The 12,401-nt window shown below is 68.4% G+C and carries 17 protein-coding genes; 7 read left to right on the top strand and 10 right to left on the bottom strand.

Features of this window, described 5'->3' with window-relative positions:
- Positions 1–97: 97 nt before the first annotated feature.
- Positions 98–385 (top strand): hypothetical protein, encoded by a 288-nt coding sequence (locus LRQ07_RS17815; protein ID WP_256535401.1) that lies wholly within the window; start codon positions 98–100, stop codon positions 383–385.
- Between the two features lie 40 nt (positions 386–425).
- On the opposite strand, the gene LRQ07_RS17810 is transcribed toward LRQ07_RS17815, so the two are convergent.
- Positions 426–653, bottom strand: coding sequence for a hypothetical protein (locus tag LRQ07_RS17810; RefSeq protein ID WP_256535400.1), 228 nt, complete (start codon positions 651–653; stop codon positions 426–428).
- A 149-nt stretch (positions 654–802) separates the two neighbouring features.
- On the opposite strand from LRQ07_RS17810, the gene LRQ07_RS18570 reads away from it, so the two are divergent.
- The 6 genes from LRQ07_RS18570 to LRQ07_RS17785 all read left to right on the top strand — a co-directional run bounded on the left by LRQ07_RS18570 (position 803) and on the right by LRQ07_RS17785 (position 3,875).
- Positions 803–1,117: a helix-turn-helix transcriptional regulator gene (locus LRQ07_RS18570; protein ID WP_413775524.1), complete on the top strand. Its 315-nt coding sequence runs from the start codon at positions 803–805 to the stop codon at positions 1,115–1,117.
- A gap of 221 nt (positions 1,118–1,338) precedes the next feature.
- On the top strand, positions 1,339–1,707 hold the full coding sequence (gene rpsF / locus LRQ07_RS17805; RefSeq protein ID WP_047523969.1) for a 30S ribosomal protein S6: 369 nt from the start codon (positions 1,339–1,341) through the stop codon (positions 1,705–1,707).
- Between the two features lie 5 nt (positions 1,708–1,712).
- Positions 1,713–2,225: a single-stranded DNA-binding protein gene (locus tag LRQ07_RS17800; protein ID WP_045262453.1), complete on the top strand. Its 513-nt coding sequence runs from the start codon at positions 1,713–1,715 to the stop codon at positions 2,223–2,225.
- Positions 2,226–2,281: 56 nt separating this feature from the next.
- Positions 2,282–2,536: a 30S ribosomal protein S18 gene (rpsR, locus tag LRQ07_RS17795; protein WP_017203799.1), complete on the top strand. Its 255-nt coding sequence runs from the start codon at positions 2,282–2,284 to the stop codon at positions 2,534–2,536.
- 11 nt (positions 2,537–2,547) lie between these two features.
- A complete protein-coding gene (rplI, locus tag LRQ07_RS17790) occupies positions 2,548–3,000 on the top strand; it encodes a 50S ribosomal protein L9 (RefSeq protein ID WP_047523968.1) in 453 nt (150 codons plus the stop codon).
- A gap of 143 nt (positions 3,001–3,143) precedes the next feature.
- Positions 3,144–3,875, top strand: coding sequence for a GntR family transcriptional regulator (locus LRQ07_RS17785; protein ID WP_256535399.1), 732 nt, complete (start codon positions 3,144–3,146; stop codon positions 3,873–3,875).
- A 149-nt stretch (positions 3,876–4,024) separates the two neighbouring features.
- Here LRQ07_RS17785 and kynU read toward each other — a convergent pair whose 3' ends face one another.
- From kynU to LRQ07_RS17740, 9 genes are read right to left on the bottom strand one after another with little or no spacing between them, the layout of a single operon-like run.
- On the bottom strand, positions 4,025–5,299 hold the full coding sequence (gene kynU / locus LRQ07_RS17780) for a kynureninase (RefSeq protein ID WP_256535398.1): 1,275 nt from the start codon (positions 5,297–5,299) through the stop codon (positions 4,025–4,027).
- 29 nt (positions 5,300–5,328) lie between these two features.
- On the bottom strand, positions 5,329–6,321 hold the full coding sequence (locus tag LRQ07_RS17775) for an amidohydrolase family protein (protein WP_248569975.1): 993 nt from the start codon (positions 6,319–6,321) through the stop codon (positions 5,329–5,331).
- Positions 6,322–6,327: 6 nt separating this feature from the next.
- Positions 6,328–6,852: a 3-hydroxyanthranilate 3,4-dioxygenase gene (locus LRQ07_RS17770; RefSeq protein WP_232763091.1), complete on the bottom strand. Its 525-nt coding sequence runs from the start codon at positions 6,850–6,852 to the stop codon at positions 6,328–6,330.
- Positions 6,849–7,301, bottom strand: coding sequence for a RidA family protein (locus LRQ07_RS17765; protein ID WP_047523964.1), 453 nt, complete (start codon positions 7,299–7,301; stop codon positions 6,849–6,851). The genes LRQ07_RS17770 and LRQ07_RS17765 overlap by 4 nt, the downstream gene beginning before the upstream one ends.
- Positions 7,298–8,101: a 2-keto-4-pentenoate hydratase gene (locus LRQ07_RS17760; RefSeq protein ID WP_256535397.1), complete on the bottom strand. Its 804-nt coding sequence runs from the start codon at positions 8,099–8,101 to the stop codon at positions 7,298–7,300. The genes LRQ07_RS17765 and LRQ07_RS17760 overlap by 4 nt, the downstream gene beginning before the upstream one ends.
- A complete protein-coding gene (dmpG, locus tag LRQ07_RS17755; RefSeq protein WP_256535396.1) occupies positions 8,098–9,129 on the bottom strand; it encodes a 4-hydroxy-2-oxovalerate aldolase in 1,032 nt (343 codons plus the stop codon). The genes LRQ07_RS17760 and dmpG overlap by 4 nt, the downstream gene beginning before the upstream one ends.
- The gene (locus LRQ07_RS17750) at positions 9,126–10,064 is read right to left on the bottom strand and encodes an acetaldehyde dehydrogenase (acetylating) (protein WP_256535395.1); all 939 of its coding nucleotides are present in this window, start codon (positions 10,062–10,064) and stop codon (positions 9,126–9,128) included. The genes dmpG and LRQ07_RS17750 overlap by 4 nt, the downstream gene beginning before the upstream one ends.
- Complete coding sequence (locus LRQ07_RS17745) at positions 10,061–10,879, bottom strand: 2-keto-4-pentenoate hydratase (RefSeq protein WP_319944134.1); 819 nt, start codon at positions 10,877–10,879, stop codon at positions 10,061–10,063. The genes LRQ07_RS17750 and LRQ07_RS17745 overlap by 4 nt, the downstream gene beginning before the upstream one ends.
- Entirely contained in the window at positions 10,876–12,384 is a 1,509-nt protein-coding gene (locus LRQ07_RS17740; protein WP_256535394.1) for a 2-hydroxymuconic semialdehyde dehydrogenase, read from the bottom strand. Before LRQ07_RS17740 ends, LRQ07_RS17745 begins: the two co-directional genes overlap by 4 nt.
- Positions 12,385–12,401 lie beyond the last annotated feature (17 nt).

The following is a 12,401-nucleotide window of genomic DNA, read 5'->3' as shown; positions in this document are numbered from 1 at the left end:
CGGGGCGGCCGAAACGGAGACGAACCGCGGGCGGCGGACGTCCACGGCGACAGGCACGAGCCGAGGACGTCTGATGTGAAGGCTAAGGTAGGGCGCCATGAGTGAACTTCAAGATCTCGTAGGTCGGCAGCAGATGGTTTCCGCGATGATCTACGCCGCGGAAAACGCCGCGCAGGTGATCGAGATCTGCTCCGCGCCTTCGAGAGCAGGGGACAACATTGCCCGGCGATTGGCTTCCGCGTGTGGCCTGACCGAGTTCCAAGCGGAGGTGATCCTCGACATGCAAGTCAAGCGCTTCTCGCCGCTCGCCGTCGAGGGAATGCGTGCTCAGCTCGATGAGGATGAACGCACAATCACACGGCTGCGTGCCAACGGCGAATCGTAGCCGAACATCTTCACGCGGGATGAGCACGAATCGATCGTGCTCATCCCGCATGATCAGTGCCCTTCTGCCCGATCGGCTGGCTGCCGCCGGCCACGATCACGGGGCCGTAGCTGTCGAGGGTAATCCGCACATATACCTGTTCGCCCGAGCGGCATGAGTGACTTCCCGATGCATAAGTGGTGGCGGCGTGCGCAGCTGCAGGGAACCCACCGATGAGAATCATCGAGGCAACTGCGCCTGCGGCCAGCTTTTTCTTGGTGTTCAGCATGCCATTCCTCCTGTCGAAGTCGGCCGTGCGAGTGAACGAGCCGTGTCCTTCACTCTGGCTACCCGGATATCACGGTGCCAGGCATTGAGATGCCTTGCACTCCGCGAATAAAGATGCAATAACCCGGGCCTCCAGAGTGGGGGGCGAAGATGCCGAGTCGGGCTGAACGTGAGAAGCACCGAATGACTGCGCTGTGCCTTGGTGAGACGCTACGAAGAGCGCGACTACGAAAAGGACTATCGCAAGAACAGATTGCTCACCAGGCGGCCATAACCGTCCGGGCATATGGATGCATCGAGCGCGGGGTGGCTCCATCCGGCCAAGCTGCGAACCCGACGATCCGGACCTTGCTGCTCGTGTTGGACACGCTCGAGATCAGAGTTCACTTGACGCTTTCGTCATCGACGGATGACGAAACTGGACAGCTTTCAACAACCGTTCGGCCCGTTGCATGGCCAGCATGAGCAAGAGCTACGTGACCATCGTCAACCATGGATGGCCGGCGCGGATGCTCTCCGCTTTCGCACAGCGGCCGCGGTTCAGCAGCCCAGGGCGGAATCCGCTAGACTGTCCAGGTTGTCTGCCTTCCGGACTCCAATCGGGAATCCTGGGGCAGACACGTGCACACACCCTCCTGCTCCCGGGAAAGTCCCGAGAGCCGTTCTAGTCCGAAGGAGGTGGGTAAGTGACGCACCAGTACGAACTCATGGTCATTCTGACCCCCGAGATCGACGAGCGCCAGGTCGCCCCGACGCTCGACAAGTTCCTGAAGGTCATCACCAACGATGGTGGCTCTATCGAGAACGTCGACATCTGGGGCAAGCGCCGTCTCGCTTACGAGATCCAGAAGAAGAACGAGGGCATCTACGCCGTCGTCAACTTCACCGCGACCAGCGCCGCCACGCAGGAGCTCGACCGTCAGCTGAAGCTGAACGAGCAGATCATGCGCACCAAGGTCCTCCGCGCTGAAGAGGCTCAGGCGATGATCGCTTCCGAGGCCAAGCGCAGCGAAGAGAAGGCTGCTCGCAAGGCCGCCAAGGCTGCGAAGGCCTGACGTCCATGGCTGGCGAAACCGTCATCACCGTGGTGGGAAACCTCACGGCCGACCCCGAGCTGCGCTACACGCAGAACGGGCTGCCGGTGGCGAACTTCACCATCGCTTCGACGCCTCGGAACTTCGACCGCGCTGCGAATGAGTGGAAGGACGGCGATGCGCTGTTCCTCCGTGCATCCGTGTGGCGCGAGTTCGCCGAGCACGTGGCGGGCTCGCTGACGAAGGGCATGCGCGTCATCGCGCAGGGCCGTCTGCGTCAGCGCTCCTACCAGGACCGCGAGGGCAACCAGCGCACCGCGATCGAGCTGGAGGTCGACGAGATCGGCCCCTCGCTCCGGTACGCGACCGCTCAGGTCACGCGCGCGGCCTCGACCGGCGGTGCCGGTGGCGGCGGCGGCGGACAGTCTCGCCCCGCGCAGCAGCAGGTGTCGGAGGAGCCGTGGTCCACGCCCGGCTCGTCGACCAGCGCGGATGCCTGGAGCACTCCGGGCAGCTTCGGCGACGACACTCCGTTCTGAACAACTTCTGGATCCGGTCCGCAGGGCCGGCATCCGCTCATCACTAAGGAAAAACAATGGCTGGAAAGTCGAGCGGCGACCGCCGCAAGCCGCGGAAGGGCGCGAAGAACGCTGCTCCCGCGAAGTCCATCCGGGTCGGTGTCATCGATTACAAGGATGTCGCCACCCTTCGCAAGTTCGTCTCGGAGCGCGGCAAGATCCGCGCCCGTCGTATCACCGGTGTCTCGGTGCAGGAGCAGCGTCTGATCGCCACGGCGATCAAGAACGCGCGCGAAATGGCGCTCCTGCCCTACGCTGGCGCCGGCCGGTAAGGGGTATCGAGATGGCAAAGCTGATTCTCACGAATGAGGTCGCCGGGCTCGGTAGCGCCGGTGACGTGGTCGAGGTCAAGAACGGGTACGCCCGGAACTTCCTCATCCCGCAGGGTTTCGCCACGGCGTGGACCCGCGGTGGCGAAAAGCAGGTCGCATCGATCCAGGCCGCGCGTCAGGCACGCGCGATCCACGATCGTGACGACGCTGTCGCGCTGAAGAACGCTCTCGAGGGCACCAAGGTGCGCCTCACGGTCAAGGCCGGCAAGGAGGGTCGTCTCTTCGGCTCGGTCAAGACCGACCACGTCGCGGATGCTGTCGCAGCCGCCGGCCTGGGGTCGATCGACAAGCGCAAGGTGCACATCACCTCGCCGATCAAGTCGACCGGCGACCACGAGGCGACCGTGCGTCTGCACGAAGACGTCACTGCAGTCATCACGCTGCAGGTCATCGCCGCGAAGTAACGCTGTTCTCGAACGCCCCCTCTCCTTCGGGAGAGGGGGCGTTCGGCGTCTCCGGGGCGTGAGGGCACGGCCGCACGAGGACACGGACGTGATTTTGGATCCAGAATGCAGAGTTCGGTGCGATCATCCGATACTGTCGCTCCATGGTGCAATCAGGAAACGTCGCGTCGGCGAAGGATCGGGCCGACGCGCTGCAGAGACTCGCGCAGCGGCACGGAGCCGGATACCGCTCGGTGGGCGCGATGGCGTACGACATCATCCGTGATGCGATCCTCGACGGCACGCTTCCTCCCGGGATGAAGCTGCGGCAGGAGACGCTGGCCGAGTCGATCGGCATCTCGCGCCTGCCGATCCGATCCGCGCTGATCCAGCTGGAGGCGGACGGCCTCGTGATCTTCCACGCCCGCCGCGGGGCGATGGTGCGCGCGTTGTCGGTCGAGGAAGCCACCGAGGTGTACCACCTGCGCACCCTGCTCGAGAAGGAGGCGCTGCGGCTGGCGATGGCCGAGATGACTCCGGAACGGGTCGCTGCTCTGCGTGAGCTCGCCCAGACCGCCGACGACATCTCCGAAGGCGGGGAGTTCGTGGAGGCACGCACCGAGTTCTACGCGACGCTCTACGACGCGCAGTCGCGTCCGCTGATGTGGGAGATGATCGAGCAGCTCCGTCTGAAGCTCGGCCGCTACGTGCTGGGCTGGCGTCTGGTCTCACCCGGCAGCCATGACCACTCGCACGGCGAGTTGATCGACGTGGTCGCCGCGGGCGATGCGGAGGCGGCACTGCGCGTGCTCGAGTCGCACCTGAACCACGTGCGCGACGGCGTGATCGCACTCCTGGACGCCGCCGCCACGGAGGCCGCAGCCGACGGATCCTGACACGCACAGTTCGGCGCCGCCGTCCGCGTACGCATGCATGACTCCCGCACGGATGCATGGCGGGAACGCCGGGCACGGTCATGCAGGTGTCCCCGGGTCATGCAGGTGAGGCGAGGGCGCGGGGCATGCAGGTGAGGCAGGGCCCGGGCTCAGGTGACGGTGCCGCGGCGCGCGAAACGGGGCTCGCGCCAGATCTCACTGTGCAGCACGTCCTCCAGGGCCTCCACGGCATCCCACACGTCGGTGTAGGAGGTGTAGAGGGGGGTGAAGCCGAAGCGGATGAGGTCGGGAGCGCGGAAGTCGCCGATCACGCCGCGCTCGATCAACGCCTGCATCACCGCGTAGCCGTCTTCATGGCGCAGGGAGACCTGGCTGCCACGGCGAGCCGATTCGCGAGGAGTGACCGGCTCGATGCCCCAGCGCGGGGTCAGGCGCGTGTCGACGAGGGACAGGAAGAGCTCGGTGAGGCGCAGGCTCTTCTCCCGCACGAGGGTCAGATCCACGTCGTCCCAGATGTCGAGACTCGCTTCGAGTCCGGCCACCGAAAGCAGCTGCGGGGTGCCGACGCGGAAGCGTTCGATCCCCGCGGCGGGGGCGTAGTCGACCGTGAAGTCGAACGGTCGTGCGTGGCCGTGCCAGCCGGTCAGAGCCGGCCGAGCGGTGTCGTGGTGTCGGGCGGCGGCCCAGATGAACGAGGGCGAGCCCGGTCCGCCGTTGAGGTATTTGTAGGTGCAGCCCACCGCGAAGTCCGCCTCCGCAGCGTTCAGGTCGATCGGCACGGCGCCGACACTGTGGCAGAGGTCCCAGATGACGAGCGCGCCCGCGGCGTGCACCTTGCGCGTGACCTCGGCGATGTCGTGCATCCGCCCGGTGCGGTAGTCGACCTGGGTGAGCACGACGACCGCGACATGATCGTCGAGCACCTCGTCGAGGGTCGGTCCGTCGTCGGCGATCAGTCGACGCTCCAGCGGAACCCCGCCGCCCAGGAGTTCCTGCACGGCCTCGAGCATGTAGAGGTCGGTGGGGAAGTTCCCCCGCTCCGCGACGATCACGCGGCGACCGGGGCGGAGCCGGACCGCGGCGACCGCCGCTTGGAACAGACTCGCCGACGTGGAGTCGCCGAGCACGACCTCGCCGGCGTCGGCGCCGATCAGCGGTGCGATCCGGTCACCGACCGTGCGCGGCTTGGCGAACCATCCGGCCTCGTTCCAACTGCGGATGAGCCCCGTGCCCCACTCCTCGGTGATGACCTGCTCCAGGCGTGCCGCGGTGTGGCGGGGGAGCGCACCGAGCGAGTTCCCGTCGAGGTAGATCACATCCTCCGGCAGCACGAACCGTTCCCGCATCGGTGCGAGCGGGTCGGCGTCGTCGAGGGCCAGGCACGTGGCGCGGTCGATGGCGGTGCGGGTCGGGGTGATGCTCATGGAACAGTCCGTTCGAAGTCGATGCGGGGTCAGCGCCCCAGGAACCGCAGCGCGTTGTCGCGGCGGATGGCGCGCTTCTGCGCCTCGTCGAGGAAGTCGGCCCGGTCGACGACGCTGCCGACCGGACGCTCGCCCAGCGGGTACGGGTAGTCGCTGCCCACCATCACCTGACTCGTGCCGAGCGTCTCCACCAGCGCCCGCAACGCGATCGGGTCGAAGACGACGCTGTCGACGCTGAAGCGGTCGAGGTACGCCGACGGCGGCCGTTCGCTGACCCCGATGAGGTCAGGGCGCTGGAGCCACGCGTTCTCGAAGCGCCCGAGCCAGAACGCGAAGGAGCCTCCTCCGTGCGCGAACGCGAGACGGAGAGTCGGTGGTACACGATCGAAGACACCGCCCAGGATCATGGCGATGATCGACAGGTGGGTCTCGGCGGGCATGCCGGTGAGCCAGCGTGCCATCCATCGGTCGAGCCGCGGCGAACCCGGCATGTCCCACGGATGCACGAATACCGGGATGTCGTTGTCGGCGCAGTGCTGGAGGAACATCACCATGCCCTCGTCGTCGAGGTCGCGGTCACCCACGTGGTTGCCGATCTCGACGCCCGCGTGGCCGGACGCGAGCGCACGGTCGGCCTCGGCGCACGCGGCATCCGGATCCTGCAGCGGCACCTGGGCGAACGGGATCAGCCGCTCCGGTGCCGGGGCGCAGATCTCCAGAGCGAGATCGTTGAAGATACGTGCGACCTTGACCGCTTCATCCCCCGACTTGTCGTAGGAGAAGAACAGCGGGGTAGGGGAGACGACCTGCATCTCGACGCCGTCGGCATCCATGTCGGCCAGGCGCACCGAGGCATCCCAGCAGTCGTCGCCGATGCGGCGGAACTCGGTCTCGCCGAGCATGATCATCGCGTCGCGTTCTGAGTCCACGCGAAGGGTCGGCCAGAGACCTGGCCCGACCTGCGTCGACAGGTCGGGCCAGGCGCTCGGCACGAAGTGCGTGTGGACGTCGATCGTGCCCAAGGGGCTTCAGCCCTTGCCGGGGTGGACGGTTCCGCACTGCGGGCAGGTGCGCCCCTCTTCGCTCTCGTAGAAGTCACGGAACACCGGCGGCAGGTCCTCGACGATGTCGCGCACCTGCAGCTCGACCTCGTGCACCTTGGCGTTGCAGTTCGGGCAGAACCAGGCGAACTTCTCGAGCGTGCCCTCTTCGCGGATGCGCTCGATCACGATGCCGATGGAACCCTCTTCGGGGCGCTGCGGAGAGTGGAAGACGTTGCCCGGCAGCAGCCACATCTCGCCCTCGCGGATGTCGATGCGCTGCAGACCTTCTGGCGTCTGGATGTTGACGTGCATGTTGCCGCGGTACTGGTAGAACCACTCCTCATAGGGATCGAAGTGGAAGTCCGTGCGCTGGTTGGGTCCGCCGACGACCTGCACGATGAAGTCGCCCATCGGTGTCCAGGCGGCCTTGTTGTTGACCGGTGGCTTCAGGAGATGCTCGTTCTCCTTGATCCATGCGGGGAAATCGATGACGGGTGGGATGGTGCTCATTTCTCCTCCTCGAGAGTGGCAGCGGTGATGGGGTCGGGCCGGCGCGCGATCGCCTGGATCTCGATGCGCAGGTGCGGATGGGGCAGGGCGTGCACGGCGACCGTGGTGCGGGCCGGGCCCTGCTCGTCGAAGTACTCGGCCCAGACGGCGTTGTACGCGGCGAAGTCGTTCATGTCGACGAGGAAGGTGGTCGCCTGGACCAGATCGCCGAGGTCGCACCCGGCGGCGGCGAGCACCGCGCGGATGTTCTCGATGACGGCGCGGGTCTGCACCGCGATGTCGAGACGCGTGGCGCCGAGCTCGTCGACCTCCGCACCGGCGATCGTGTTGTCGGGGCGCCGGCTCGACGTCCCGGAGACGAACACGAGGTCACCGGAGACCTTCGCGTGCGGAAAGCGCCCTCGGGGCGTCGCCTTGCCCTCGACGAGGATCCCTCGTGAATCGGTCATCGTGCTCCCTCCTCGGGCTCGTCGGATCCCTCGTGCGTGCGGACGCCGACGCGCCCGAGTCCGGCGATGGACGCCTCGACGACGCCGCGGTCGGGCAGGAGGACGGCGGCGGTCGCGGCTCCGGCGAGCAGCACCATGCCGGCACGCAGTGCGAACCCGTACTGCGTGGCGAGTCGTGCGGCCGCGGCGACGGCGCGCGCCGGGTCGCCCAGGATGGCGGACGTCGAACCCGTAGCGCTGACCCGACCGTCGACCTCGAGCAGCACCGCTCTGTTGTCGAGGTCGCCGGCGCGGTCGAAGGGAGTCCAGGGGCCGGTCACGTACGCGGCGGCGGACGTGTTGTCGGCCACGACATCGGCGAGGCTGAAGCGAAAGTCCCGGTACCGCGAGTCGATGATCTCCAGGGCGGGAGCGACCGCAGCGATGAGGTCGGACAGCGGGCGTCCGGGGGCGGAGCCGTCGATGTCGGTCGCCAGGAGATACGCGACCTCGGGTTCGATGCGCGGGTGGATCGCCGATCGACGGTCGAAGACGGCGTCGTCGTCCAGGCGCATGGCATCGGTCAGAGTGCCGAGGATCACGTCGTGCACGCCCATCTGCTGGGCCTTCGCCTGACTCGTGAAGCCCAGCTTGAGGCCGGTGATGCGCTCGCCGCGGGCGAGGCGGCGGGCGATCAGCGCGTGCTGCGTGGCATAGGCGGTGTCGAGCCCGACCTCTTCCTCGGAGGAGAGCTGGTTGATCGAGGTCGCCGTGCGCTGAGCGGTGTCGAGCGCGGCGGCGAACACGGCGTCGGCGGTCATGCGGTCACCGCCGTCCGCGCGGAGACGAGGTCGAGAGCGACGTCCACGATCATGTCCTCCTGGCCGCCCACCATGCGGCGGCGGCCCAACTCCACGAGGATGTCGCGGGCGTCGAGGCCGTGCTTCTCGGCGGCGCGCTCGGCGTGCAGCAGGAAGCTCGAGTACACACCCGCATAGCCGAGGGTGAGGGTCTCGCGGTCGACGCGCACGGGACGGCGTTGCAGCGGACGCACGAGCTCCTCCGCGGCATCCTGCAGCGCGAACAGGTCGCAGCCGTGCTCCCAGCCGAGCAGATCGGCCACCGCGATGAACGCCTCGATCGGGCAGTTCCCCGCCCCCGCTCCCTGCCCTGCGAGCGAAGCATCGACCCGGTACACGCCGTGTTCGACGGCCGTGACGCTGTTGGCCACGCTCAGCGAGAGGTTCTCGTGGGCGTGGATGCCGATCTGCGTGCCGGGGTCGAGGACCTCGCGGTATGCGTCGACGCGGTCGGCGACGTCGCGCATCGTGAGGCGCCCGCCGGAGTCGGTCACGTACACGCAGTGCGCGCCCGCGGACTCCATGATCTTCGCCTGCGCGGCGAGGCCGCGAGGGTCGTTGAGGTGGCTCATCATCAGGAACCCCGAGACGTCCATGCCGTGCTCGCGCGCCCAGGTGATGTGCTGGATGGCGACGTCGGCCTCGGTGCAGTGCGTCGCCACCCGCACGCTCCCGACACCGAGATCACGGGCGCGGGCGAGGTCGTCGATCGTGCCGATGCCGGGCAGGATCAGGGTGGTCAGGACGGCACGGTCGAGCACCCCGGCCGCCGCTTCGATCCACTGCCAGTCGGTGTGCGCGCCCTGTCCGTAGGCGACGCTCGACCCTCCGAGACCATCGCCGTGGGCGACCTCGATGGCGTCCACTCCCGCCGCTTCGAGAGCGCGGGCGATGCCCTGCACCTGATCGGTCGTGTAGCCGTGGCCGATCGCGTGCATGCCGTCGCGGAGGGTGACGTCCTGCACGTACACGCGGGGAGTGGTGGTCATGCGGGAACCCCTGTCCGTTCGGCGACGAGTCGCTCGGCCGTGCGCAGGGCGGCCGAGGTCATGATGTCGAGATTGCCCGCGTACTCCGGAAGATAGTGGCCGGCGCCCGCTACCTCCAGCAGGACGGTGACGCGGGTTCCTCGGAACGGACGGTCGAGAGCCGGCACGTACGCCTCGTCGACCGCATCGAACTGCACCTGTTGCTTGAGGCGATAGCCCCCGACATAGGCCTGCACGTCGGCGACCATGGCATCGACCGAGGCGCTCACGGCATCGCGATCCAGCGTGGCGGGGTCGCCCTCGACCAGGCAGAACACCGTGTCGCGCATGATGAGGGGCGGGTCGGCGGGGTTGAGCACGATGATGGCCTTGCCGCGCTCGGCGCCGCCGATCACCTCGAGCGCGCGGGCAGTGGTCTCGGTGAACTCGTCGATGTTGGCCCTGGTGCCGGGGCCGGCCGACTTCGAGGCGATCGAGGCCACGATCTCGGCGTAGGCCACCGGGGCGACGCGCGACACGGCGGCCACCATCGGCACCGTGGCCTGGCCGCCGCAGGTGACCATGTTCACGTTGGTCGCACCGAGGTGGGCGTCGAGGTTCACGACCGGTACGACGTACGGCCCGATGGCGGCGGGGGTCAGGTCGACCATGAGGCGTCCGGCGTTGCGCACGAGCGCGTCGTTGCGGGCATGGGCTCCCGCCGAAGTCGCGTCGAACACCAGCTCGACGTCGGCGAACTCCGGCATCGCGATGAGCCCGTCCACCGCGTCATGGGTGGTGGCGACACCGAGTCGACGTGCGCGGGCCAGGCCGTCCGAGCGCTCGTCGATGCCCGCCATCGCGACCACGTGGAGGGTCGTCGAGAGCCGCTTCACCTTGATGAGCAGATCGGTGCCGATGTTGCCCGAGCCGATGATGGCAATGCCGATGGTCATGCTGCAGCCCTTTCCGATACGGTGCCGAAGAAGTCTGCTCGGACGTCGCCGAGTCCTTCGAGGCGTGCGCGGAACACCCCGGCGGTCGCGTCGACCATCGGGCCGAGCGCGCCGGAGAGGATCACTTCGCCCGCGCGCAGCGGCTGTCCGCGCCGGGCGACCTCACGCGCGAGCCAGGCGACCGCGATGACAGGACTCCCAAGGCACGCGGCACCGGATCCGGTCGAGACCGGGCGGCCCTCACGGTCGAGGGTCATGCCGAGCGTCGTGAGGTCGAACCCGTCGAGGCGCCGGGGCGTCGTACCCAGCACGACCGCCCCGCTCGACGCGTTATCGGCGATGGTGTCGGTGATGAGGATGTCCCAGTCGGCCACGCGGGAGTCGACGACCTCGATCGCGGGCAGCACGAACTCCGTGGCCCGGATGACATCGGCGACGTGCGTCGTGGGGGAGTCCAGGTCGCGGCCGAGCACGAAGGCGACCTCGGCCTCGGCGCGCGGCTGCAGGAAGCGCGCGAGGTCGATCGGCTCGCGGTCGGCGAAGATCATGTCGTCGAGCAGCACGCCGTAGTCGGGGCTGTCGACGCCGAGCTGCGTCTGCACGGCGGGGGAGGTCAGCCCGATCTTGCGACCGACGAGGCGTCGTCCCTCCTGCAGTCGCCGGGCGATGCCGAACGACTGGACCGCGTACGCGGCATCCTGATCCGTCTCGCCGAGCAGGTCGCGCACCGGCGCGCACGGCCGTCCGGACTCGGCGGCCCGCCGCAACCGCTCGTCGGCGGCGCGGACGGCGTCGACGTCGTGCTCGGTGCTCACAGCTGCACGCACACGTTCGTCGGCTCGGTGTAGAACTCGAGCGAGTGGTGGCCGCCCTCTCGGCCGATGCCGGAGAGCCCGACCCCGCCGAAGGGGCTGCGCAGGTCGCGCAGGTACCAGGTGTTGACCCACGACATGCCGGTGCGCATCTGCTGCGCGACGCGGTGTCCGCGGGTGAGGTCGGTCGTCCAGGTGACGGCGGCCAGTCCGTAGTCCGTGTCGTTCGCCAGCGCGATCGCTTCCTCCTCGGTGTCGAACGGGATGAGGGCGGCGACCGGGCCGAACACCTCTTCGCGCACAGTGCGGTGGCTGTTGTCGAGGCCGGTCCACAGCGTCGGCTCGATCCACGATCCGCCATCGAGTCCATCGCCGAGCGTGGGGATGCCCCCGCCCGCGAGCACGGTCGCGCCCTCGGCGACGGCGAGGTCGAAGTACGACAGGACCTTGTCGCGGTGGGCCTGCGAGATGAGGGGGCCGGTGGTCGTGGCCGGCTGCTCCGGACGGCCCAGCCGCAGGCGGGCGGCGTGCTCGGCGAGTCCGGCTGCCACGTCGTCGAAGATCGCGCGCTGCACGTAGATGCGCTCGGTGCACAGGCACACCTGGCCGGTGTTGAGATACGTGGAGCGGGCGAGTCCGGCGACGGCCGAGTCGAGGTCGGCATCGGCGAACACGAGCGCGGCGTTCTTGCCGCCGAGCTCGAACGAGACGGGGCGCACGCGCGGCGCGACCGCCCGCATGATGGCGGAACCAGTGGACGATTCACCGGTGAAGGTGACGCCGTCGATGCCCGGGTGCGTCGTGAGCGCTTCGCCGGCGGAGTCGGCGCCGAAACCGTGCACCACGTTCACGACGCCCGCGGGGACACCCGCCTCGGCGAGGATCTCGGCGAGGAGCGTCGCCGAGGAGGGCGTTTCCTCCGAGGGTTTGATGACGACGGTGTTCCCGGTGGCGAGAGCGGGTGCGAGCTTCCATGTGAGCAGGAGCAGCGGCAGGTTCCAGGGCACGATCACGGCGACGACGCCCAGCGGCTTGCGCACCGCGTAGTTCAGGGCGCGGCGTCCGTCGGGCAGCTCGGTGAGGAACGAGTCGAGCCCGGCGGTCGAGACCGTGTCGGCGAACGATCGGAAGTTCGCTGCGGCCCGGGCCACGTCGAGGTCGCGGGCCAGGGTCTCGGGCTTGCCGGTGTCGCCCACTTCGGCCGAGACGAGTTCGTCGGCGCGGCGGTCGATGGCGTCGGCCACTCCGCGCAGCAGGCGGGCACGCTCGGCGACGGTCATCCGCCCCCAGGGGCCGTCGAACGCGGCACGGGCGGCCGCCACCGCACGATCGACCTGTTCGGTGCCGGCCTCGTGCACCTCGGCGACGACCGAACCGTCGACCGGACTGATCTTGGTGAAGGTGGCGATTCCCTCCACGCGCTCGCCGGCGATCATGTTGTGGATCGCGCGGGGCGCCTGGCCCTGCTCCGCAGCACGGAGGGGAGGCGTCATCGTCTCGAAAGGCATGGGCTCAGGCTAGGAAG

Origin of the sequence: Microbacterium sp. J1-1 (assembly GCF_024498615.1) — a bacterium.
GTDB classification, from domain to species: domain Bacteria; phylum Actinomycetota; class Actinomycetes; order Actinomycetales; family Microbacteriaceae; genus Microbacterium; species Microbacterium aurugineum.
Note: the sequence above shows the minus strand (reverse complement) of the source record. Positions and strands in the feature narration are given on the sequence as shown.

Coding starts and splice junctions, on each gene's coding strand:
- LRQ07_RS17815 (WP_256535401.1), top strand. CDS start 98: ATGAGTGAACTTCAAGATCTCGTAGGTCGGCAGCAGATGGTTTCCGCG.
- LRQ07_RS17810 (WP_256535400.1), bottom strand. CDS start 653: ATGCTGAACACCAAGAAAAAGCTGGCCGCAGGCGCAGTTGCCTCGATG.
- LRQ07_RS18570 (WP_413775524.1), top strand. CDS start 803: ATGCCGAGTCGGGCTGAACGTGAGAAGCACCGAATGACTGCGCTGTGC.
- LRQ07_RS17800 (WP_045262453.1), top strand. CDS start 1,713: ATGGCTGGCGAAACCGTCATCACCGTGGTGGGAAACCTCACGGCCGAC.
- rpsR (WP_017203799.1), top strand. CDS start 2,282: ATGGCTGGAAAGTCGAGCGGCGACCGCCGCAAGCCGCGGAAGGGCGCG.
- rplI (WP_047523968.1), top strand. CDS start 2,548: ATGGCAAAGCTGATTCTCACGAATGAGGTCGCCGGGCTCGGTAGCGCC.
- LRQ07_RS17785 (WP_256535399.1), top strand. CDS start 3,144: ATGGTGCAATCAGGAAACGTCGCGTCGGCGAAGGATCGGGCCGACGCG.
- kynU (WP_256535398.1), bottom strand. CDS start 5,299: ATGAGCATCACCCCGACCCGCACCGCCATCGACCGCGCCACGTGCCTG.
- LRQ07_RS17770 (WP_232763091.1), bottom strand. CDS start 6,852: ATGAGCACCATCCCACCCGTCATCGATTTCCCCGCATGGATCAAGGAG.
- LRQ07_RS17765 (WP_047523964.1), bottom strand. CDS start 7,301: ATGACCGATTCACGAGGGATCCTCGTCGAGGGCAAGGCGACGCCCCGA.
- LRQ07_RS17760 (WP_256535397.1), bottom strand. CDS start 8,101: ATGACCGCCGACGCCGTGTTCGCCGCCGCGCTCGACACCGCTCAGCGC.
- dmpG (WP_256535396.1), bottom strand. CDS start 9,129: ATGACCACCACTCCCCGCGTGTACGTGCAGGACGTCACCCTCCGCGAC.
- LRQ07_RS17750 (WP_256535395.1), bottom strand. CDS start 10,064: ATGACCATCGGCATTGCCATCATCGGCTCGGGCAACATCGGCACCGAT.
- LRQ07_RS17740 (WP_256535394.1), bottom strand. CDS start 12,384: ATGCCTTTCGAGACGATGACGCCTCCCCTCCGTGCTGCGGAGCAGGGC.